Origin of the sequence: Streptomyces sp. H27-D2 (assembly GCF_035828615.1) — a bacterium.
In the GTDB taxonomy this organism is placed as follows: Bacteria; Actinomycetota; Actinomycetes; order Streptomycetales; family Streptomycetaceae; genus Streptomyces.
Genome location: NZ_JAYMZR010000034.1, coordinates 23,498 through 41,585, shown reverse-complemented (window position 1 = coordinate 41,585; position 18,088 = coordinate 23,498). Strand labels below are relative to the sequence as shown.

The 18,088-nt window shown below is 71.5% G+C and carries 19 protein-coding genes; 7 read left to right on the top strand and 12 right to left on the bottom strand.

Annotation, left to right across the window (positions count from 1 at the left end; translation table 11 throughout):
- Positions 1 to 171 precede the first annotated feature (171 nt).
- Positions 172 to 1,116 (bottom strand): hypothetical protein, encoded by a 945-nt coding sequence (locus tag QMK28_RS15525; RefSeq protein ID WP_326438203.1) that lies wholly within the window; start codon positions 1,114 to 1,116, stop codon positions 172 to 174.
- A gap of 959 nt (positions 1,117 to 2,075) precedes the next feature.
- Between QMK28_RS15525 and QMK28_RS15520 the strand changes: the two genes are divergently transcribed.
- Positions 2,076 to 2,309 carry a type II toxin-antitoxin system VapB family antitoxin gene (locus QMK28_RS15520; protein WP_326438237.1) on the top strand — a complete coding sequence of 78 codons (234 nt, stop codon included), beginning with the start codon at positions 2,076 to 2,078 and terminating at the stop codon, positions 2,307 to 2,309.
- The gene (locus QMK28_RS15515) at positions 2,306 to 2,713 is read left to right on the top strand and encodes a PIN domain nuclease (protein WP_326438201.1); all 408 of its coding nucleotides are present in this window, start codon (positions 2,306 to 2,308) and stop codon (positions 2,711 to 2,713) included. Before QMK28_RS15520 ends, QMK28_RS15515 begins: the two co-directional genes overlap by 4 nt.
- A 66-nt stretch (positions 2,714 to 2,779) precedes the next feature.
- Here the strand turns inward: QMK28_RS15515 and QMK28_RS15510 are convergent, their stop codons facing one another.
- From QMK28_RS15510 to QMK28_RS15470, 9 genes are all read right to left on the bottom strand, one after another.
- Positions 2,780 to 3,184 carry a hypothetical protein gene (locus tag QMK28_RS15510; protein WP_326438199.1) on the bottom strand — a complete coding sequence of 135 codons (405 nt, stop codon included), beginning with the start codon at positions 3,182 to 3,184 and terminating at the stop codon, positions 2,780 to 2,782.
- A 100-nt stretch (positions 3,185 to 3,284) separates the two neighbouring features.
- On the bottom strand, positions 3,285 to 3,662 hold the full coding sequence (locus tag QMK28_RS15505) for a DUF6415 family natural product biosynthesis protein (RefSeq protein ID WP_326438197.1): 378 nt from the start codon (positions 3,660 to 3,662) through the stop codon (positions 3,285 to 3,287).
- Between the two features lie 179 nt (positions 3,663 to 3,841).
- Complete coding sequence (locus tag QMK28_RS15500) at positions 3,842 to 5,059, bottom strand: helix-turn-helix domain-containing protein (RefSeq protein WP_326438195.1); 1,218 nt, start codon at positions 5,057 to 5,059, stop codon at positions 3,842 to 3,844.
- Between the two features lie 130 nt (positions 5,060 to 5,189).
- Positions 5,190 to 5,630, bottom strand: a complete 441-nt coding sequence (locus QMK28_RS15495; RefSeq protein WP_326438193.1) for a hypothetical protein — start codon at positions 5,628 to 5,630, stop codon at positions 5,190 to 5,192.
- Between the two features lie 31 nt (positions 5,631 to 5,661).
- Positions 5,662 to 6,432 carry an SDR family NAD(P)-dependent oxidoreductase gene (locus tag QMK28_RS15490; protein WP_326438191.1) on the bottom strand — a complete coding sequence of 257 codons (771 nt, stop codon included), beginning with the start codon at positions 6,430 to 6,432 and terminating at the stop codon, positions 5,662 to 5,664.
- Positions 6,433 to 6,652: 220 nt separating this feature from the next.
- A complete protein-coding gene (locus QMK28_RS15485; RefSeq protein ID WP_326438189.1) occupies positions 6,653 to 6,865 on the bottom strand; it encodes a hypothetical protein in 213 nt (70 codons plus the stop codon).
- 21 nt (positions 6,866 to 6,886) lie between these two features.
- Entirely contained in the window at positions 6,887 to 7,870 is a 984-nt protein-coding gene (locus tag QMK28_RS15480) for an MBL fold metallo-hydrolase (RefSeq protein WP_326438187.1), read from the bottom strand.
- Positions 7,871 to 7,917: 47 nt separating this feature from the next.
- Positions 7,918 to 8,439: a flavin reductase family protein gene (locus QMK28_RS15475; RefSeq protein ID WP_326438184.1), complete on the bottom strand. Its 522-nt coding sequence runs from the start codon at positions 8,437 to 8,439 to the stop codon at positions 7,918 to 7,920.
- A gap of 42 nt (positions 8,440 to 8,481) precedes the next feature.
- Positions 8,482 to 9,297, bottom strand: a complete 816-nt coding sequence (locus QMK28_RS15470) for an SDR family NAD(P)-dependent oxidoreductase (RefSeq protein WP_326438182.1) — start codon at positions 9,295 to 9,297, stop codon at positions 8,482 to 8,484.
- A 207-nt stretch (positions 9,298 to 9,504) separates the two neighbouring features.
- Here QMK28_RS15470 and QMK28_RS15465 point away from each other — a divergent pair, with 207 nt between their 5' ends.
- The 3 genes from QMK28_RS15465 to QMK28_RS15455 all read left to right on the top strand — a co-directional run bounded on the left by QMK28_RS15465 (position 9,505) and on the right by QMK28_RS15455 (position 12,829).
- Entirely contained in the window at positions 9,505 to 9,972 is a 468-nt protein-coding gene (locus tag QMK28_RS15465; protein WP_326438180.1) for an SRPBCC family protein, read from the top strand.
- A 337-nt stretch (positions 9,973 to 10,309) separates the two neighbouring features.
- The gene (locus QMK28_RS15460; RefSeq protein WP_326438178.1) at positions 10,310 to 11,428 is read left to right on the top strand and encodes an acyl-CoA dehydrogenase family protein; all 1,119 of its coding nucleotides are present in this window, start codon (positions 10,310 to 10,312) and stop codon (positions 11,426 to 11,428) included.
- 288 nt (positions 11,429 to 11,716) lie between these two features.
- On the top strand, positions 11,717 to 12,829 hold the full coding sequence (locus tag QMK28_RS15455; RefSeq protein WP_326438176.1) for a cytochrome P450: 1,113 nt from the start codon (positions 11,717 to 11,719) through the stop codon (positions 12,827 to 12,829).
- A 266-nt stretch (positions 12,830 to 13,095) separates the two neighbouring features.
- On the opposite strand, the gene QMK28_RS15450 is transcribed toward QMK28_RS15455, so the two are convergent.
- A complete protein-coding gene (locus tag QMK28_RS15450) occupies positions 13,096 to 14,400 on the bottom strand; it encodes an NAD(P)/FAD-dependent oxidoreductase (protein WP_326438174.1) in 1,305 nt (434 codons plus the stop codon).
- Entirely contained in the window at positions 14,400 to 14,723 is a 324-nt protein-coding gene (locus QMK28_RS15445) for a 2Fe-2S iron-sulfur cluster-binding protein (RefSeq protein WP_326438172.1), read from the bottom strand. The genes QMK28_RS15450 and QMK28_RS15445 overlap by 1 nt, the downstream gene beginning before the upstream one ends.
- A gap of 189 nt (positions 14,724 to 14,912) precedes the next feature.
- Between QMK28_RS15445 and QMK28_RS15440 the strand changes: the two genes are divergently transcribed.
- Both QMK28_RS15440 and QMK28_RS15435 read left to right on the top strand, forming a co-directional pair.
- Positions 14,913 to 16,397: an MFS transporter gene (locus QMK28_RS15440; protein ID WP_326438170.1), complete on the top strand. Its 1,485-nt coding sequence runs from the start codon at positions 14,913 to 14,915 to the stop codon at positions 16,395 to 16,397.
- Positions 16,398 to 16,493: 96 nt separating this feature from the next.
- Positions 16,494 to 17,975, top strand: coding sequence for an alpha/beta fold hydrolase (locus QMK28_RS15435; protein ID WP_326438168.1), 1,482 nt, complete (start codon positions 16,494 to 16,496; stop codon positions 17,973 to 17,975).
- Positions 17,976 to 18,088 lie beyond the last annotated feature (113 nt).

Genomic DNA, 18,088 nt, shown 5'->3' with positions numbered 1-18,088 from the left:
ACGCGCTGATGCCCTTGAACCGATAGATGTCGTGGTCGCTGTTTTGGTACCGCGCACAGATCCGTCCGGGCGGCTGTGCGCCCGGACGCTGCCGCCTGCCCGGCTGATGATCTATCTTCCGGTCAGAGCCGGACACGACCTGAGTACGCCGACACGACGCGAACAAGTCAGTCAGTTCTTCGCGGTGATGTTCAGCACGCCGGGGGCGTCGAGGTTGTCGATCTGGTCGGTGTCGGCGTCGGTGGTCGTGGCGGGGGCGATCAGAGCCTGGCTGTAGATGTGGCCCCTAGGCGCGCCCGCGACCATGGACACGGGCACGGGCAGCTTGCCCACGCTGTCGACGGACAGTGGCTGCACGTCGCAGGTGATGACCTCGGGGATCAGCGGGTCCTTGTCCTGCAGTTGGTAGGCGCAGCCCTGCGGCAGTCGGGTGAGGTTGGTGTAGAAGGGTGTGACGAAGGTGAGTCGGGCAGCCTGCCGCATCGGCTTCGGGCCCTGGTTCCCGTAGGTGAAGGTCACGGTGCTGTCCGGGCCGATCGGGCCGGCCTTCGGGTTCGCCAGCGTCGGCACATCGTGGCTGAGCCAGAGGTTCACCTTGTTGGCGCCTGGCGCCAGCGCCGGGGACGGCGGAGCGACATCGGCGAACGTGATGATCGCATTGCCGGTCAGGTCCGGGTCGGTCTGGCCGCCGAGCGGCGCGACCATCGCCGAGCCCTGGTCCGGGCCGACGAATCGGGCCCGCTTGGTGACCGACAGGGGCATATCGAGTGTGGCCTTGCCGCCTGCCGGGATCTTCTTGTTGAGCTTGCAGCTGACCACCTCAGGGATGGTGGGATCCGGCTTGGTCAGCCGCATGGTGCAGCCGGCCGGCAGCGGCGCGGAGTGGTTGATGTTGATGTAGAACGGCGTGACGTAGGTGACCTGCACCTTCCCGGCAACCGCGTTGGGACCCCGGTTGCGGATGGTCAGCCGTTGGGCTCCGGTGTGTCCGGGCGCCAGGCTCGGGCTGTCCGCGCTCAGGCTGAGGTCGACCGTCCGGCCGGGGGCGGCGCTTGCGGGCGCCGTCGGCCAGGCGGCTGTGGCGGGCAGGGCGACGGCGATGGCCCCAGCGGTCATGAGCCAGCTACGAGAACAACGGGCGAGCACCATCTCATTGCCTTCTTTCCCAAGGCGTGTCGTGGGTCGACCACGAGGTTCGAGCCGCCCAGGCGCATCCAGAGCTGGCAGCTCCCACCGAAGTCCCCTCGTGCGCCGACGAGACCATTAAGCAGCATAGGGATAGGAAAACTAGTACTTAGTGGCAATTCTTAGACATTGCGTCATAAAATCACTTATTCGGGTGACCGGTGCGTGCGCCCTGGCCCTGCACTCCCAAAGCTGTGGTGAAACGACAAGCAGCTCTGTGTAATGCCTTGGTGTGGGGTGGGAATCGTCAGGAAACCGGCCCCATGCCCAGGGCAGGATCAAAGGAAAGCCCCGGAATGTCTGCAGTCGCGTGCACGGCCGAGGGCTTCCGGATGGCGGATGCACCGGTGGCCGAGCGCGGTGTGCTGGCCGCGCCCGCCCAGCGGTGGGATATCGCGGTGCGGCAGGCCGAGGTGATCGGCGCTGCTCGCGGAGAAGGACGAGGGAGGCGACGCTGGAAGAGATCGCAACGGCGCTGCCGGGTGACTGCGGTGGCGGTCAGGCTGACGCCGGCGGTGCGGGCCATCCGGGTGACGCCTCGGATGGATCAGGCCGCCCGATCTGATCTGTCGCAACACGCTCTAGCGGCAGGGCCTGCCTTCGCTGAGAACGCATCAAGCCCGGAAGCCGTGGCGGCCCTCGTTTTAGCCCCAGGCCAAGATCCAGTGGACGCGGCGCGTCCGAAATATTGCGCATGCCGGATGAGCTGCGTATCGCGTGAGTGTGATCGCGAACGGGCGACTATCGCCCGCAGTCGGCGGAGCTCGCGGGTCTCGGATGCGTCCGGCGATCCCGTGCATGTGTCGATCTTGCTCGAAGGGTTCCGCGCGGTGAATGTTGGTGATGTATCTTGGTTATGTACATCATGGACTCGGGATGTGGTGGTCAATATGTCCGTTACCCAGGTCGACCTCGATGACGAGGCGCTGGCTGAGGCGATGCGCTTGATGGGCGCGTCCACGAAGAAGGAGACCGTCAACGCGGCCCTGCGGGACTACGTTGCCCGTATCAAGAGGCTTGAGGCGGCGGAGAAGCTGGCCGCGCGGGGCGAGCGAGGCGAGTTCGAGGCTGCGGCGGCCGCGCATGACGCTGCAAAGCGCGCGCGGCGGGCGGCTTTCGAATGATCACGTATCTCCTCGACACGTCGGCTCTGTGGCACCTGTTCCGTACGCCTGGGGCCTTGCGGCCATGGGAAGGGCACATCGCCGCCGGCGTGTTCCATGTCTGTGAGCCCACGAGGGCGGAGTTCCTCTACTCGGCCACCAGCCCGGCTCACCGGGACGAGCTCGCCGAGGAGTTGGATGCCCTGTGTGAGCTCTCGCCAGTCCCGAAGAACGCGTGGCGCTGGGTCGACACCGCTCAGTACAAACTCACTCAACGCGGGCAGCACCGCGCCGCCGGCGCTATCGATCTCCTGGTGTGCGCGACAGCGATGCACCACGGGCACACCGTGCTTCACGTGGACAACGACTTTGTTGCCGTGGCGGCGGTACTCAAGGAAGTGCAGCAGCGGGACGTACGCGTCTGACAGGGGCGCGACCCGACAGTCCGTCCGCCGTCCTGAGGCGTGGGGCACCCCGCCGGGACGCCGCGCCTACAGCACCCGGGCGAAGACCCGCGCGCCGGAGTGGAAGTGGGTGGTCACGCCGGGGTGGCCGTTGTCGCCCTCGCGTACGGACCAGATCTCCACCCGCATGATCTCCGCGTTGCGCGACGCCCCGAGCAGCTCGGCGAGCCAGCGTTCAGCCGGTGTCCCGCCGTCCGAGACGGCCTCCGGCGAGATCGGTTCGCCCTCGACGGGGAGTTCCGTCTGGTCGTAGTTGTCACCGTTGGCGCTCTGTGCGACGAACTGGAACCGCGCCTCTGCCCCGGCCGGCTTCACGGTGAGACCGGCCGTGTGCTTGTTGTCGCCAGCCTCCCGCAGCGTCATCGCGCTACCCGCCTCCGGACTCTGTTCGGCCAGGTCAAGGGCGAAGGGCAGGAATCTTGTGGGGCGCATGGGCGTGGTTCCTCTCGTGGCGGCCGGGTCAGTCCAGGAGCCCGGACTGACAGTCCACGTCGGTGAGGGGGTCCGGCGGGGGCGCGTGGCGGCCGTCGGCTCAGGGGGTTGGCGGCGGGGTCTCGCTGAGGAGCCAGCGGCAGTCCCGGGCGAGCTGGTGGATCTGGAGCTGCGCGGAGAGCAGGCCGGGGCCGAGGCCCTGGTCGACCTGGCGGCGGATGCCGTCGAGGCGGGCGCGGCGCCGGTACCACTCTGTGCCGCCGTGCCACAGGCGGTCGACCTTCGCGTCGACGTCGGGGAGGAGCAGGTGGATGTGGCCGCGCAGCAGTTGTTCCAGCTGGGCGAGTTCTTCGATGCGGAGGGGGGCGCTGCGTTCGGCGAGGCCGTGGCCGATGGATTTCTGGATGGTGTCCCGGTCGAGGGTGAGGCGTTGGTCGGTGGCGGTGGTGCCGGCGGCAGCGCCCGTGCTGGTGGTCATCGTCGTGGCTCCTGCGGGATCTGCGTGGGTGCGGCGTCGACCGGGTTCCGGTGGGGGCCGGGGAGCGGCGGTCGGCGTCGCGTCGTGCGGATCACGCTAGATACGCGGGCGCCGGTGGCCCAGGGGCGGGGCGTCCGGGTACGCGTGGGGGGTAGGGCGCGGTGTCCTACCCCATCCCGCTACCCCGCCACGCCGAGGCGGTCGGCGAGTGCGATGACCGGGGCGTCCCTTCGGGAGGCGTGGCCGCGCAGTTCCTCTACGAGCCGTCGCGATGTCGAGTGGTACCGCATCCACTCCGGCGCGTCCCGCTCCGCGGCCAGCAGGGCGCGCGTCGCGAAGCTGTTGTTCCCGAGCTCGTTGTAGGCCAGGGCGCGGTCCACCTGGAAGCGGGCACGCCAGGTCGGGGGCAGTGAGGCCAGGTCGGGGACGGCGCGGGCGGCGATGATCGCCTCGTCGTTTTTCGCCATCTCCACCAGGAAGTTGACCTTCGCGATCCCGGCGTTGGTCGGGCCGAACGGTGTGGAGTACACCAACCGGTCCTCGCCCATCCCGGCCGCCGCAGCCGTCGCCAGCTTCAGCAGGTCCTTCACCGCTGCCTGCTTCTCCTGCCGCACGGCGGCGGTGGCTGCCCGGAGCAGGAGGACTCCCCACAGGGCGAGTTCGTCGGGCGAGGACCGGAACCCCGGTTCGATTTTCTCCGCGCGGGCGAGCGCGACCCGTTCGGCGTCCGCCAGGCGGCCCTGCTTGGTGAGGACCCAGCTCAGGGTGGAGGCGGCCAGCGACTCCAGGTTCGGGTCGTCGCACTGCCGGATCGCCGCGATCGAGCGTTCCATCGCGGTGAACGCGGCGTCCTCCTTGCCGAGCGCGGTGAGCGTGGTGGCCGCGACCTGGTAGGCGACGGCGAGCACGGAGTTCGCGGCGGCGGCGTCGCTGCCGCTGTGAGCGTGCGCCGCGATGCGGGCGTCCCGGATGAGCTGGGGCAGCAGGGCCCCGATCTCGCCGACGCGTCCCTCTCGCCGGATCGCGCTGGTGGAGTGCAGGGAGGCGCGCAGTCGGGTGATGCTCGGCGGATCTTCCACGTCGGTCTCTCCGCCGAGCAGGTCGGTGACCGGGGACACGGCCTGGCGCAGCGCCAGGACCGAGGGCAGGTCGTTCGAGGCGCTGGGCGTCTCGAAGGTGGAGGGCTGGCCGACGAGGTGGGACGGTTCGGTGTCCAGCGCTCTGGCCAGGGCGTTGATGGTGGACAGCCGGGCGGTCAGCCGCCTGCCCTGCTCCAGCTTGCGCACGACGTCCACGGAGAGGTGGGCCCGCCCGGCCAGCTGCTCCTGCGTCATGCTCCGTCTCAGGCGCAGCCGTGCGATGCGGTCGCCCATGCCTGTCCCGGATGCGCTGTTCATGACTACCCCCGCCGGAAGGTCGTGCTGTCACGGTACGCCCGTGGAGCGGGGCGGCGGCAAGCCCGGACGGGTGAACGGACGGGTGAACGGGCGGGGCGGGCCAAAGGCGTCACGGGTCGGGCCACGGGCGTCAACTGCCCGGTACGGGGCCCGCGCCCGTCTCCGGCCTCGCCGGAACCCGTTCCGCGCGCAAGTCGACCGCCACGCTGCGCATGAGGTCGTCGTTCGCGTCATACACGTGGGATTCTCCGGTGCCGGTGAACGCGCTCCCGTGCCGGACGGCGTCCTGGCTGATCTCGATCCGGCCGGTGTAGGTCCCGTCGGTGTCGATCATCGGCTCCGATATCCGGAAGGAGAACTTCCGGTGGCCGTCGTCGGTCCAGGTGCCCGCGCCTCCCGTTCCGGAGAGCAGCAGCACGGCGCCGTTCGGGGTGAAGTGCGCCGTGCTCGCGTCGGTTCTCGCACCGATCCGGATCTGCAAGGTCCAGGTTCCGACGGGTGCACGGAGGGCCGTTCCGCCCGCTGTGCCGGCCACCGCGCCGCACGCCCGCGCGACCGCTCCCGTATCCACCGCTCTCCTCCGCGCGTCCGCGCGGCACCGCTCAGCCCTCCGCGCCGCCCACGTCCATGCCGCCGTCGATGGTGATGATCTGGCCGGTGACCAGCGCGGCGGACGGGTCGGCCAGGCGGGTGATCCACGGGGTGATGTCCTCGACGTCGGCGACCCGGCCCAGCGGTACGGACGCCGAGACTCCGGCGAAGAGGCCCTCGACCTGCTCCGGCGCGAGGCCGTTCGCGGCGTACGCCTCGGTGCGGACGAAGCCGGGGGCCACGGCGTTGACGCGGATGCCGCGGCCGGACAGCTCGGCCGCCCAGCTCTTGGTGAAGCTGTGCACGGCCGCCTTGCTCGCCGAGTACACGGAGCTGCCGGGGCCCGGATTGTGGCCGCCGCGGCTGGACACCAGCACGATGGAGCCGCCGGGGGAGCGGAACCGCGGCAGCAGGTGCTTGGTGAGCAGCAGCGGGCCCAGCACATTGGTGTCCAGGACCTCCCGTACCGCGTCGGTGTCCAGGGCGGCCAGCGGGCTGAACCGGAAGACGCCGGCGTTGTGCACCAGGACGTCCAGCGAGCCGCCGCGCTCGCGGACCGCCTCGGCGACGGCCTCGGCGCCCGCTTCGGTGGTCACGTCGGCGGTCACCGGCACGACGGCCGGGCTCAGCTCCGCGACCTCCGCCAGGCGCTCCTTGCGGCGGCCCGTAATGATCACTGAGCTGGCGCCGAGTGCTGCGAAGGCCAGGGCGGCGGCGCGGCCGATGCCCGTGCCGCCTCCCGTGACGACGACGGTCTGGTCCGCGAACGGCTGGTCCGGCATGGTGAGTTCCCCAAGAATGGTCGGCGGTCCGGGAGGACCGGGTGTGGTCGAGCCGGCATGTGGTCGTGGTGGCGCGCGGGCTTTCGGTCACAGTGCGGGGCCGTGCTCGGGTGCGGCTCGAATTCCGTACGGGGCGGGGTGCGCGAGCCTGTCGCGCGGCGGACACCGCTCTGTGCGGTGGAGGCTCCTGGCGCCGGGGCCTCCACCGCACAGGGCGGTGTCAGTCGATGCCTCGCCAGATGTGCTGCTCGGCGAGGTCCTCGTCCTCCCAGGGGAGCCGGAGCCTCGGCGCCGTCCCCTCGTCTGCGGTCGCCGCGACCGTCGCGAGAGCCGTCTGGGCCCCGAATCCCGGGAACTCAGCGAAGGTCACGATGTCCTCGGCGTCCTCGACGGGGTTGTGCTCCCGTACGCGCTCTTTGACAGGGGTGCTCATCACCATCTCCTCCCTGCCGGATCAGGCATGGCAGTCCGGCAGACCTCCGTGGTACTCGGCCATCTCCTGGAACGGTCCGAGTACGTCGATCCGCGAGCCGTGCGGCAGGCCGCGCAGCTCCGCGTAGGCCCGGTGCAGGTTGCCCACCAGGCGTTCGGGGTCGAGCCAGCCGGCGAACTCCCCGAGGTCGGCCCGGCGGGCCGCCTCCAGTGGGGAGAGCCCGTCCCGCTCGCCCTCTTCCGCCAGCCGGCGGATCAGGCGCAGATACGCCTCGGTCCCGGCCAGCAGTTCGGGTCCGCCCACCGGGCCGTGCCCGGGGACGACGATGCGCGGGCCGAGCGCCCGCAGCCGGTCCAGCGCCCGCAGTGAGCCCTCGATGGAGCCCATCAGGACGAACGGGGTGACGCCCGACCAGACCACGTCACCGGTGAACAGCACACCTCGGTCCGGTACCCAGGCCACCACGTCGTTGGCGGTGTGCGCGGGGCCGATGTGCAGCAGTTCGACGGCCAACTCGCCCGCGTGGAGCGTGAGTTCGTCGCGGAATGTGAGGGTGGGCAGGGTCAGCGGGGTCTCGCCCCACTCCACGGCCGGCCACAGTCCGCGCATGCTCAGCCCCGCCTCGGCGGTGTCCGCGCGGGTGCCCTCGTGCGCGACGATGGTCGCCCGCGGCGCGAACTGGCCGTTGCCGAAGGTGTGGTCGCCGTGGAAGTGGGTGTTGACGACCAGGTCCGGGCCGCCGGGGACGATCCGTTCGACCTCTTCGCGCAGCCTGCGGGTACGGCTCTCGGTCGCGGCCGTGTCGATGAGCACGGCCCCGCCCGCACCGGCCACCAGGCCGGCGTTGTTGAGGCACCAGCCGCCGTGCGGCTGGACGAACGCGTACACGCCGTCGGCGACCCGGTCGAGCGACGGGGCGGCGGGCAGCGATGAAGAGGGCGGCGATGGAGCGTCCGACGGGGGCGCCGGGGGCGGCGCCGCCGTAGCGGTCATGGGCGTGGTCATGCGGTCTCCGTACGGTTCGGGGGCGGCCGGGGCAGCCGGGGGGCGGCTCAGCTGAGCGCCGCGTACCGGCCTCGGTGGAAGAGCAGCGGGCGGTCGTCCGGGGCGGCGGAGTGCAGCGCGACCACCCGGCCGATCAGCAGCACGTGGTCGCCCGCCTCGTGCTCGGCGTGCAGCCGGCACTCGAAGGCGGCCGTCGCGGAGGGGAGCAGGGCATTGCCGGAGACCCCTTCGACCGCGCCCATGAGCCGCATCGCCCGTACGCCCTCGGCCCGGTCGGGCCGGGCGAACTCCTTGGACAGCTCACGGTCCGCCTCGGCCAGTACGTTCACCGCGAAGCTGCCGGAGCGGGCCACCCGGGGGCGCATCCTCCCGTCCTTCTTCACCGAGACGAGCAACAGCAAGGGGTCGAGCGAGACCGACGTCAGGCTGTTGAGCGTCATCACGATCAACTCGTCCCCGGTCCCCTGGGTCAGCAGCGTGACCCCGGTGGGGAAGACGCCCATCGCCGCCCGGAAGGAGGCGATGCCGGGCTCGGGCTCGGCCAGCAGGGTGGTGCCTGTGTTCGTCATGGTCCCGGCTCCGTCTCTCGTGGCCGCATCTCTCGTGGCCGATCAGTAATTGCCGAGCCCGCCACAGACGTTGAGCGCCTGAGCGGTGATCGACGCGGCGGTGTCGGAGGCGAGGTAGCCGACCAGGCCGGCGACTTCCTCGGGGGTCGAGTAGCGGCCCAGCGGGATCTTCGCCTCGAACTTCTCCAGTACGGCGGCCTCGGTGATGCCCCAGTGAGCCGCGTAGCCCTCGCGGACCCGCTGCGCCATGGGGGTCTCGACGTAACCGGGGCAGACCGCGTTGACCGTCACGCCGGTCTTGCCCAGCTCATTGCCGACGGCCTTGGTGAAGCCGATGACGCCGTGCTTCGAGGCCGAGTAGGGGGCGGCGAAGACGACGCCCTGCTTGCCGCCGGTCGAGGCGATGTTGATGACCCGTCCCCAGGCGTTCTCCAGCATTCCGCCGGAGCTCAGCACCTCCTTGGTGACGCGGAAGACGCTGTTGAGATTGGTCTCGATCACATCGAGCCAGAGGGCCTCCTCCAGCTTCGCGGTCTCCCCGCCGCCGCCCCGGCCGGCATTGTTGACCAGGATGTCGACGCGGCCGTACTCTCGCACCGCCGCGGCGACCGCTTCGCGCACCTGGTCGGTCGAAGAGACGTCGCAGGCCGTTCCGCTCGCCTCCAGGCCTTCTTCGCGGAGCCGCTTGACCAGGGTCCCTACGTTCTCCTCGTTGCGTGCCACCCCGAATACGGCGACACCCTGCCGGGCCAGCAGCTCGGTCACGGCGAGGCCGATCCCGCTGGTGGCGCCGGTGACGAAAGCGACCCTTCGTACTGCGTCCCCTTGTGCCGAGTCCTTTCGTACCGCGTCTGTCATCGCGCTCTCCCGTTTCGTCGGTTCCCGCAAGGGCTTTGGGCAAGGGCTTTGGGTAGCGACGACCGTGACCCCCGTACCTTGCGCGATTCTCGGTTCCGGCTCGAACCGGACCGGAGCGCGGGCGTTCGAGCCGCGCTCGACACCAGGTTGAGCGCGGCCCGCGAGGGTGGTGCCGTCCGATGTGCGCAGCAGCAGCGAGGAGGGCCCATGCCCGAGCAGTCGATCCCGGATGTACGGAAGTCGGTGACCGTGGCGGCCACGCCCGAGCATTGCTTCGAGGTCTTCACCCAACGGCCCGGCGACTGGTGGCCGGCGTCCCACATCCTCGTCAAGAAGGAGCGGGCGGGGCTGGCGTTCGAGCCGGGCGTGGGCGGGCGCTACTACGAGTGGGACGTGGAGGGGACCGAGATCGCGTGGGGCCGGGTCCTGGAGTGGGAGCCGGGCAAGCGGCTCGTCATGACCTGGCGGATCGACGGCCACTGGCAGTCGATCCCCGATGACGAGCGGGCCAGCGAAATCGAGGTGGACTTCACGGCCGTCGACGAGAACACCACGAGGGTGGAGTTGGCGCATGTGAAGCTGCACAAGCACGGCGAGGGGGCGTTCGGCATCTTCAAGGCGCTGGAGGGGGCGAGCCCGGGGGAGACGCTGGAGCGCTTCGCGAAGGCGATTTGACTTGGCTTGAGTTGAGTTGAGCCGGGCGGGGATCTCTGGGCCTGCGGGCCTGCGGGCCTGCGGGCCACACGGCACCGTCGAGCCTCAGCTCAGCTCAGCTCTGACTCAGCTCAGCCCCAGCCCGAGGCCCGGACCGCGAGAGTGCGGTCCGGGCCTCGGGCTGTCACGGACGGCCGGACCGCCGGAAGACCGGAAGACCGGGCGGCCGCCGGGGCCGCTCAACCCCCGCCGGCAGGCCCGCCCGCGCGATCCAGCGGCGGCCCAGCCGCCTTCGAGCCCTCATCGGCAGGCTGGCCCATCAGAGCAGAGACGCCCGCCAGCACAGGAGGTCACGAGGATGCCTGCCGACACAGGGCTCGACACGGAACTGACGGCAGCCGCGGAGAAGGTACGTATCCTCGCGGCCCAGCACGCGGCCGAGGCCGACACGACCCGCAAGCTCACCCCCGACGTCGTCGAGGCGGTCCGCGAGGCCGGTTTCGCCCGGCACTTCGTCGGGTCCCGATGGGGCGGCACGGAGGGTTCGTTCGCCGAGCTGAGCCGCGCCGTCATGACGGTCGGCGAGGGCTGCCCCGCCACCGCGTGGTGCGCCTCGCTCAGCGCGTACTCGGCCCGCTTCACCTCGCACCTGCCCGAAGAGGGACACCGCGCGATCTGGGGCGCCGGCCCCGACGTGATCATCGCGACCGCGCTGATGCCGGTCGGCCGGTTCGCCGAGGCGGACGGCGGCTGGCGGCTCAGCGGGCAGTGGAGCTACGTCAGCGGCATCGACTTCGCCGACTGGGCGCTGCTCTGCGCGGTGCTGCCCGGCGGCGACGGCCCGCCGCGGATGCGCTTCTTCGCGCTGCCCTCCGGTTCGTACACGGTGCGCGAGACCTGGGACAGCATCGGCATGCGGGCCACCGCGAGCCACACCGTGGTGGTGGAGGACGCCTTCGTACCCGGCCATCTCTCCTTCGACCGCGCCGACATGATGACGGGCCGCAGCGCGGAGTCCGGCCTCGCGTCCCACAATGTGCCCTTCCAGGCCGTGGGCGGGCTGACCTTCATCGCCCCCGTCGTCGGCGCGGCCGTCGGCGCGCTCAACGCGTGCGCGGCCACCGTCACCGGCCGGCGGCGGACGCCGGGCAACGAGACCAAGCTGGTGCGCGCCTCGGGGCGGATCGACTCGGCCCGGCATCTGGTCGAGCAGAACGCCGAGGTGATCGACGGCAGGTCCTTCACCCCCGAACTCATGGCGCGCAACGAGCGCAACGCGACCTTCGCGGCGGAGATGGTCTGCGAAGCGGTGGAACTCCTGATGCGCGCGGCCGGCACCAGCGGCCTCGGCGAGGGGCAGCCCTTGCAGCGCTTCTGGCGGGACATCACGTCGGCGACCAGCCATGTCGCGCTCCAGTACGACACCGCCGCCCGGAAGAACTACTCGGCGGTGCTGCTCGGCCCCGAGGCCGCCTGAGAGCGCGCTGTCCCGAAGCGTGCCCCGGGGCGTGAGAGCGAGCTGTCCCGAGAGGCGACAGCTCGCCGCCCCGCGCCCGCGCTGCCCGGCCACCGCGCCGCCGGGTCTCCAGCGCCGGAATCTGTTTTTACGCCGCGTGACCGTATCCACTGTGGAGGTGTCATCTTGCCCGCTCCCCAAGACTCAGACGTTTATCCTTTCGCCGGCTCCAGTTACCGGGGCCCCGCGCCGCAGTACCGCGGCCTGCGTGCCGAGGAGCCCGTCAAACGGGTCCGTACCGCCGGCGGCGTGGACGCCTGGCTGATCTCGCGCTACGCCGACGTCCGGGCCGCGATGGCCGACCCCCGGCTCAGCCGTGCGCAGGCCTGCGGGCCGGACGCGCCCCGGGTCGGCGGCACGATGCACACCACCCCGGAAATGATCATTTCCATGGACGCGCCCGAACACGCCCGGCTGCGCAAGCTGGTGGCCGGGGCGTTCACCTCCCGCCGGGTCGAGCTGATGCGGCCCCGCGTGCAGCAGGTCGTCGATGAGCTGCTGGACGAGATGGAGGAGAAGGGCGCCCCGTCCGACCTGGTGCCGCAGCTCGCGCTGCCGCTGCCGCTGACGGTCATCGGCGAGCTGCTCGGCGTACCGCCGGAGGACCTGCGGAAGTTCGAGGTCTGGGCGCGCGCGTTCGCCACGGTCGACGACCGGGCGGGCGGCGAGGAGTCGCTCAACGGTCTCGCGCGGCTGAGCGAGTACATCGTCGGCCTCATCGCCGACAAGCGCGCCGAACCCACCGACGACATGCTCTCGGCGCTCATCCAGGCCCGCGACGACGACGACCGGCTCAGCGAGCCGGAGTTGGTCACCTTCGGCTTCACGCTCATCGGCGCCGGTTTCGACACCACCGCCAACCAGCTGGCCAACTCGCTGCTGGCACTGGTCGCGCACCACCGCGACCAGTGGCAGCTGCTGGCCGAGGACCCGTCGCGGATACCGACGGCCGTCGAGGAACTGCTGCGGCACGTCAACCTCTTCGCCACCGACACCTCGGGCTTCCCCCGGATCGCCGCCGAGGATATGGAGATCGCCGGCGTGAAGATCGCGGCCGGCGACGCGGTGCTGATCTCGCTGGCCTCGGCCAACCGGGACGAGACGGTCTTCCCCGACCCGGACCGGCTGGACCTGGCCCGCACGCCGAATCCGCACATCTCGTTCGGCCACGGCATCCACTACTGCCTCGGCAAGCAGCTCGGCCGGATGGAGATGGAGATCGCGCTCGAAGGGCTGGTCCGGCGCTTTCCCGACTTGCGGCTGGCTGTGCCGGAGGGGGAGTTGCCCTGGCATGCGGGGGAAATCAACCACACGGTTACGTCTTTGCCGGTCACCTGGGGCGCTGAGCCGGCTGGGTTCTGATGCCCGGTGTCGCACGTTGGTCGCGGGACTGTCCTCAAACGCCTGGGGGCACCTCCCGGCCGAAGTCTGGGGGAGGGCTGAAAATTCAGCCCGTTGGGGGCACCTCCCGGACGAAGCCTGGGGGAGATTGAGGACACCCGTCCGCCGGGGGCGCGGATCCGGTCAACCACTGCGGTCACCGTGCTCGCGAACAGCTTCCGGCCCGGACACCGTACGAGGTGTCCGGGCCGGAAGCTGTTCTGCGGGCCGCGCGGAGCGCACCCCGTTCAGACCGGGTTCGGCTCCTTCGTCCGCTGCGCGGACTCCCTCGGGTGGGTCTTGAGGTCGAAGCCGGGACGGGCGACGTCGTGGGGGGAGAGGTCCGTGCCGGAGGCGAGCAGGCGGCGGGCGATGCCATGGTCGGCGGGGCGGTTGACCGATTCGACGCCGATCAGCCGGCCCGCGCGGAAGCAGAAGACCGAGAAGCGGCCGCCGTCCGGGTCGCCGGTGAGGACCGTCTCGTCGTGGTCGCCGGTGAGGCCGGCGATCTGGAGCTTCATCGCGTACTGCTCGGACCAGAACCAGGGCACGTCCGTGTACGGCTCGGCCTCGCCGAGGACGGCCGCCGCTACGCAGCGGGCCTGGCCCGAGGCGTTCTGGACCGACTCCAGCCGGATGTGCCGCCCGGCCCGCGGGCTGGGGAAGCGGGCGCAGTCGCCGATCGCGTGGATGGCGGGGTCGCTGGTGCGCAGGTGCTGGTCGACGATGACGCCGTCGCCGACGAGCAGTCCGGCGTCGACGGCGAGGTCGGCGTTGGGCAGCACGCCGACGCCGATCACGACCAGGTCGGCCGGGAGGCGCTCGCCGCCGTCGAGTTCCACCACCCGTACGTGCCCGGTGCCGTCGCCGTGCAGGGCGGTCACCTCGCGGCGCAGCAGGATGCGGGCGCCCTGCCGGCGGTGCTCGGCGGTGAGCCGGGCGGACATCTCGGGGGTGACGGCGCGGGCGATGGCGCGCGGCAGCGCCTCGACGACGGTGACCTCGTGGCCGAGCTTGCGCGCTGTGGCGGCGAGTTCCAGGCCGATGAAGCCCGCGCCGATCACCACGAGCGCCAGCGACCGGCCGCGGGCGAAGCGCTCGCGCAGCTCCTCGGCGTCGTCGAGGCCGCGCAGGGTCAGTACACCCGACAGTTCCGCGCCGGGGACCGGCAGGGTGCGCGGCCGGGCGCCGGTCGTCAGCACCAGGTGCTCGTACGGGAGCCGGCGGCCGGAGGCGAGCAGGACGCTCTGCGCGTCCCGGTCGATCTTCTCGGCGCGGTCGCCGCGCACCAGATCGATGTCGAGGGCGGAGAAGTACGAGTGCGAGCGCAGCTCGATGTCCTCGCCGGAGACCGCGCCCGAGAGGTAGCCCTTCGACAGCGGCGGCCGCTGGTAGGGCATCGCCGTCTCGTCGGAGACCAGGGTGATCGGGCCGCTGTAGCCGCGGGCGCGCAGGGCGGCGGTGGTGTCGGTGCCGCCCTGTCCCGCGCCGACGACGACGACGCCCGGGCCGGGCCCCGCGGTGGATGTGCGGGCAACTCCCGAGGCGGCCATCAGCTCTGGGCCTCCGGGAGGTGCACGACCAGGCCGTCGATCGCGTCCGTGACCGGCAGCTGGCAGCTGAGCCGGCTGGAGTCGCGCCGGGGGCAGGCCGTGCCGTACAGCACGTCGTCCTCGGACTCGTGCATCTCGGGCAGCGGCAGGGTGTTGGCCTCGTCGATGTAGACGTGGCAGGTCCCGCACTGGGCGGAGCCGCCGCACTGGGCCTCGATGCCGTCGATGTTGTTGATCTTCGCCCCGCGCATGACGGTGTTGGGCGCCGTCACGTCGACGATGGTCTCGGTGCCGTTCGGATGCCGGTAGGTGATCTTGGCCATGGCGCTCTCCTCGGGGAATGTCGGCCGGCCGTACAGCGATACGGATCGGAACTGTGCCAACGCGGTCTGGGGGCGTGCTGGAGAGGCTCTCGAAGACGCGGGGCGGCAGCGGTGGCCGCGCGGCCACCACCGCGGCGGCTCGACCGGTCCACCAGCGGCCGTCGACCCCGCCGGAGCAGCGTCCCGGACATGACCGTTCAGACGCTGCGGACCTCCTCCGCTCCCGCGCAGTCCGGCAACCGGCTCGGTCTCGTGCTGGCCGCCTGCTGCCTGGGCCAGTTCATGATCGTGCTCGACGCCTCGGTGGTGAACGTGGCGCTGCCCGCCATCGCCGGCGATCTGCACTTCGACCGGCACCATCTGCAGTGGGTCAACAACGCCTACACCATCACCGTGTGCGGCTTCCTGCTGCTCGGCGGACGGCTCGCCGACCTCTTCGGGCAGCGCAGGGTGTTCCTGGCCGGCGCCGTCCTGTTCACCCTCGCCAGCACCGTCGGGGGCGCCGCGAACGACCCGGTCACGCTGGTGTCGGCGCGCGCCTTCCAGGGGCTCGGCGCGGCGATCATGGCCCCCGCGACGCTCACCGTGCTGGGCACTTCCTTCACCCGGCCCGCCGCGCGGGCGAGGGCGTTCGGGCTGTGGAGCGCGGTGTCCGGGGCCGCCGGGGCCATCGGCGTACTCGTCGGCGGCGCGATCACCGAGTGGTTCTCCTGGCGCTGGATTCTGCTGGTCAACGTCCCCATCGGGATCGTGCTGATCGCCGCAGTGTGCTGGGTGGTCCCCGAGACCCAGGGCCGGGACCGCAGCCGCAAGCTCGACCTGCCGGGCGCGGTCACCGTCACCCTCGGGCTGATGGCCACCGTGTACGGGGTCGCCGAGTCGCACACCTACGGCTGGGACTCGGCGCGGGTGCTCACCGCGATGGTGGCCGGTCCGGCGCTGCTGGCGTTCTTCCTGGTGTACCAGGCGAAGTTCGCCCAGCAGCCGCTGGTGCCGCTGAGCATCTTCCGCAACCGCTCGGTCAGCGCCGCCAACCTGGTCGTCTTCTTCGCCATCGCCGCCCTGTACAGCACCTTCTACTTCTTCACGCTGATCCTCCAACAGGTCCTCGGCTACAGCCCGTTGGAGACCGGCCTGTGCTATCTGCCGGTGTCGCTGGGCATCGCGATCGGCGGCTGGGGCATCTCCTCGGTGGTCCCGCGCACCGGCCCCCGGCCGATCCTGCTCGGCGGGCTCGCGCTGTCCTGCGCCGGACTGCTCTGGCTCTCCCGCGCCGACGAGGCATCCACTTTCACCGCCGACCTGCTCGGCCCCTCGCTGCTGCTGGGCTTCGGCATGGGCGCCGTACTCAACGCGACGACCAACGCGGCCACCTCGGGACTGCCCGCGCGGCAGGCCGGGCTGGCGTCCGGCCTGCTCAACACCACCCGCCAACTGGGCAGCGCCGTCGGCCTGGTGTCCCTCGCGGGCCTGTCCGCCGCCCGTATCGACAGCGAACTCGCCGACGGGAAGCCGGGCGGCGAAGCCACCCGGCACGCGCTCGCCTCCGGCTACGGCCTGGCGCTGAGCGGCGCGGCGCTGTTCACCGTGGCGGGCATGCTCGCCGCCCTGTGGCTGCCGGTCCGGAAGGCGTCCAGCCGCTCTCAAGGCGGCGACGAGACGCTTGCACCCTGACGAGAATGGAGGTCTCCGGTGGCAACCAACCGGCCCGCAGAGACAGTGCCCGCAGAGACAGTGCCCGCAGAGACATCGGCCGCAGAGACAGCGCCCGTGACGACTGCTCCCGTTAAGACAGCGCCCGTAGAGACACCGTCCGCCGCGCTGCGCGAGTTCTACGCCCAGCAGCCGCGGTGGACGCCCGGCGCCGCGGACGGCGCGGGCGGCGACGCCCCGTCCGAGTACGCGAGCATCGAGGTCCCGAGGGACTACCGCGACCCCGGCGGCGAACGGCTCACCATCGCGATCAGCCGCCGCCGGGCCGCCGACCCCGGCAGGCGGCGCGGCATCCTGCTGTCCGTCAACGGCGGCCCCGGCGGCGACTGGGGCCTGGGCCGCGAGCTGCCCGCGAAGTACACCGGCACCTCCGTGCACCAGGCGTACGACCTCATCGGCTTCGACCCGCGCGGCACCGGCGAATCCACCCTGCTGCACGCCGAAGTCGCCATCCCCAAGGCCCCGTTCGACTCCCGGCCGCCGGACTCCGCGTTCGGGACGCTGGCCGAGGACATGCGGCAGCGGGAACTCGCCTGCGAGCGGGCCGGCGGCGAGCTGCGGCGGCACATCAGCACCCCCAACACCGCCCGCGACATGGATGTGATCCGCGCCGTCCTCGGCGAGGAGAAGCTCAGCTTCGTGGGCTACGCCTACGGGGCGTACGTCGGAGTGGTCTACGGCACCCTGTTCCCCGCCCGGCTGGACCGCAGCGTGCTCGACTCCTGCGTGCACCCGGACTGGACCTGGCGCGAGCAGTTCCTCTGGCAGGGCGACGCGGTCCAGCGCAACGTCGACCACTGGGCCCGCTGGACCGCCCGGCGCGACGGCCACTTCGGCCTCGGCGGCAGCGCCGCGCAGGTGCTCGCCGTGGTCGAGGACGTCATTTCCCGGCTGGAGGAGCAGTCCGACAGCCCCGCGCTGCGGACCCTGTTCGACGGCGCGGTCGGCAACCGCGCGGCCCATCGCGGCCAGTGGGCGGAGCTCGGCGCCATCGTGGCCGGGCTGCGCGAGGACCCCGCGCGCGCCCGTGAGCTGCTGTCCGAACAGGGCACCTGGCGGCCCGCGGACAACGAGGGCGACCTGCGCGTCGGCGTGCTGGAGGCCATCACTCTGGAGCACGCGTGGCCGGCCGACCCGGAGGTCTACTACCAGGACATGCGGGACTTCCGTAAGCGCTTCCCGTACGGGTACGGCGTGCTGCGCGCCCAGCCGTGGGTGGGCGCCTTCCGCACCTTCGAGGCCGCCGAGGAACCGGTCCGCCCGGCGCGCGACGGCTACCCGGTCGGCCTCGTCGTACAGGCCGACGGCGACCCGATGGACCACTACGCGGGCGGCGTCGCGATGGCGGAGCTGCTGGGCCACCACCTGATCACGGTGGAGGACTCCGGCGACCACGAGGTGTACGCGCTCGTCGGCAACCCGCATGTCGACGCGTACGTCAACCGCTACCTGGCCGAGGGCGAACTGCCGGAGCCGCGGGTGTCCGTGCCCGGCACGGCGGCGCGGCCGGATGTTCCGGCCGACGCGGACGAGGGCTGACTGGCGGGGCCCGCGCTGCCTTGCCCTGGCGGGGTGGGGTGGGGCGGGGCGGGCGCGGTCAGGTCGGCTCTCCGGGCCGGATCGGATTGGACCGGGCCCGACCGGGCCGGGCT

Coding starts and splice junctions, on each gene's coding strand:
- QMK28_RS15510 (WP_326438199.1), bottom strand. CDS start 3,184: ATGCGCCCCACAAGATTCCTGCCCTTCGCCCTTGACCTGGCCGAACAG.
- QMK28_RS15450 (WP_326438174.1), bottom strand. CDS start 14,400: ATGGCCGCCTCGGGAGTTGCCCGCACATCCACCGCGGGGCCCGGCCCG.
- QMK28_RS15500 (WP_326438195.1), bottom strand. CDS start 5,059: ATGAACAGCGCATCCGGGACAGGCATGGGCGACCGCATCGCACGGCTG.
- QMK28_RS15465 (WP_326438180.1), top strand. CDS start 9,505: ATGCCCGAGCAGTCGATCCCGGATGTACGGAAGTCGGTGACCGTGGCG.
- QMK28_RS15440 (WP_326438170.1), top strand. CDS start 14,913: ATGACCGTTCAGACGCTGCGGACCTCCTCCGCTCCCGCGCAGTCCGGC.
- QMK28_RS15470 (WP_326438182.1), bottom strand. CDS start 9,297: ATGACAGACGCGGTACGAAAGGACTCGGCACAAGGGGACGCAGTACGA.
- QMK28_RS15475 (WP_326438184.1), bottom strand. CDS start 8,439: ATGACGAACACAGGCACCACCCTGCTGGCCGAGCCCGAGCCCGGCATC.
- QMK28_RS15515 (WP_326438201.1), top strand. CDS start 2,306: ATGATCACGTATCTCCTCGACACGTCGGCTCTGTGGCACCTGTTCCGT.
- QMK28_RS15525 (WP_326438203.1), bottom strand. CDS start 1,116: ATGACCGCTGGGGCCATCGCCGTCGCCCTGCCCGCCACAGCCGCCTGG.
- QMK28_RS15460 (WP_326438178.1), top strand. CDS start 10,310: ATGCCTGCCGACACAGGGCTCGACACGGAACTGACGGCAGCCGCGGAG.
- QMK28_RS15480 (WP_326438187.1), bottom strand. CDS start 7,870: ATGACCACGCCCATGACCGCTACGGCGGCGCCGCCCCCGGCGCCCCCG.
- QMK28_RS15505 (WP_326438197.1), bottom strand. CDS start 3,662: ATGACCACCAGCACGGGCGCTGCCGCCGGCACCACCGCCACCGACCAA.
- QMK28_RS15490 (WP_326438191.1), bottom strand. CDS start 6,432: ATGCCGGACCAGCCGTTCGCGGACCAGACCGTCGTCGTCACGGGAGGC.
- QMK28_RS15520 (WP_326438237.1), top strand. CDS start 2,076: ATGTCCGTTACCCAGGTCGACCTCGATGACGAGGCGCTGGCTGAGGCG.
- QMK28_RS15445 (WP_326438172.1), bottom strand. CDS start 14,723: ATGGCCAAGATCACCTACCGGCATCCGAACGGCACCGAGACCATCGTC.
- QMK28_RS15485 (WP_326438189.1), bottom strand. CDS start 6,865: ATGAGCACCCCTGTCAAAGAGCGCGTACGGGAGCACAACCCCGTCGAG.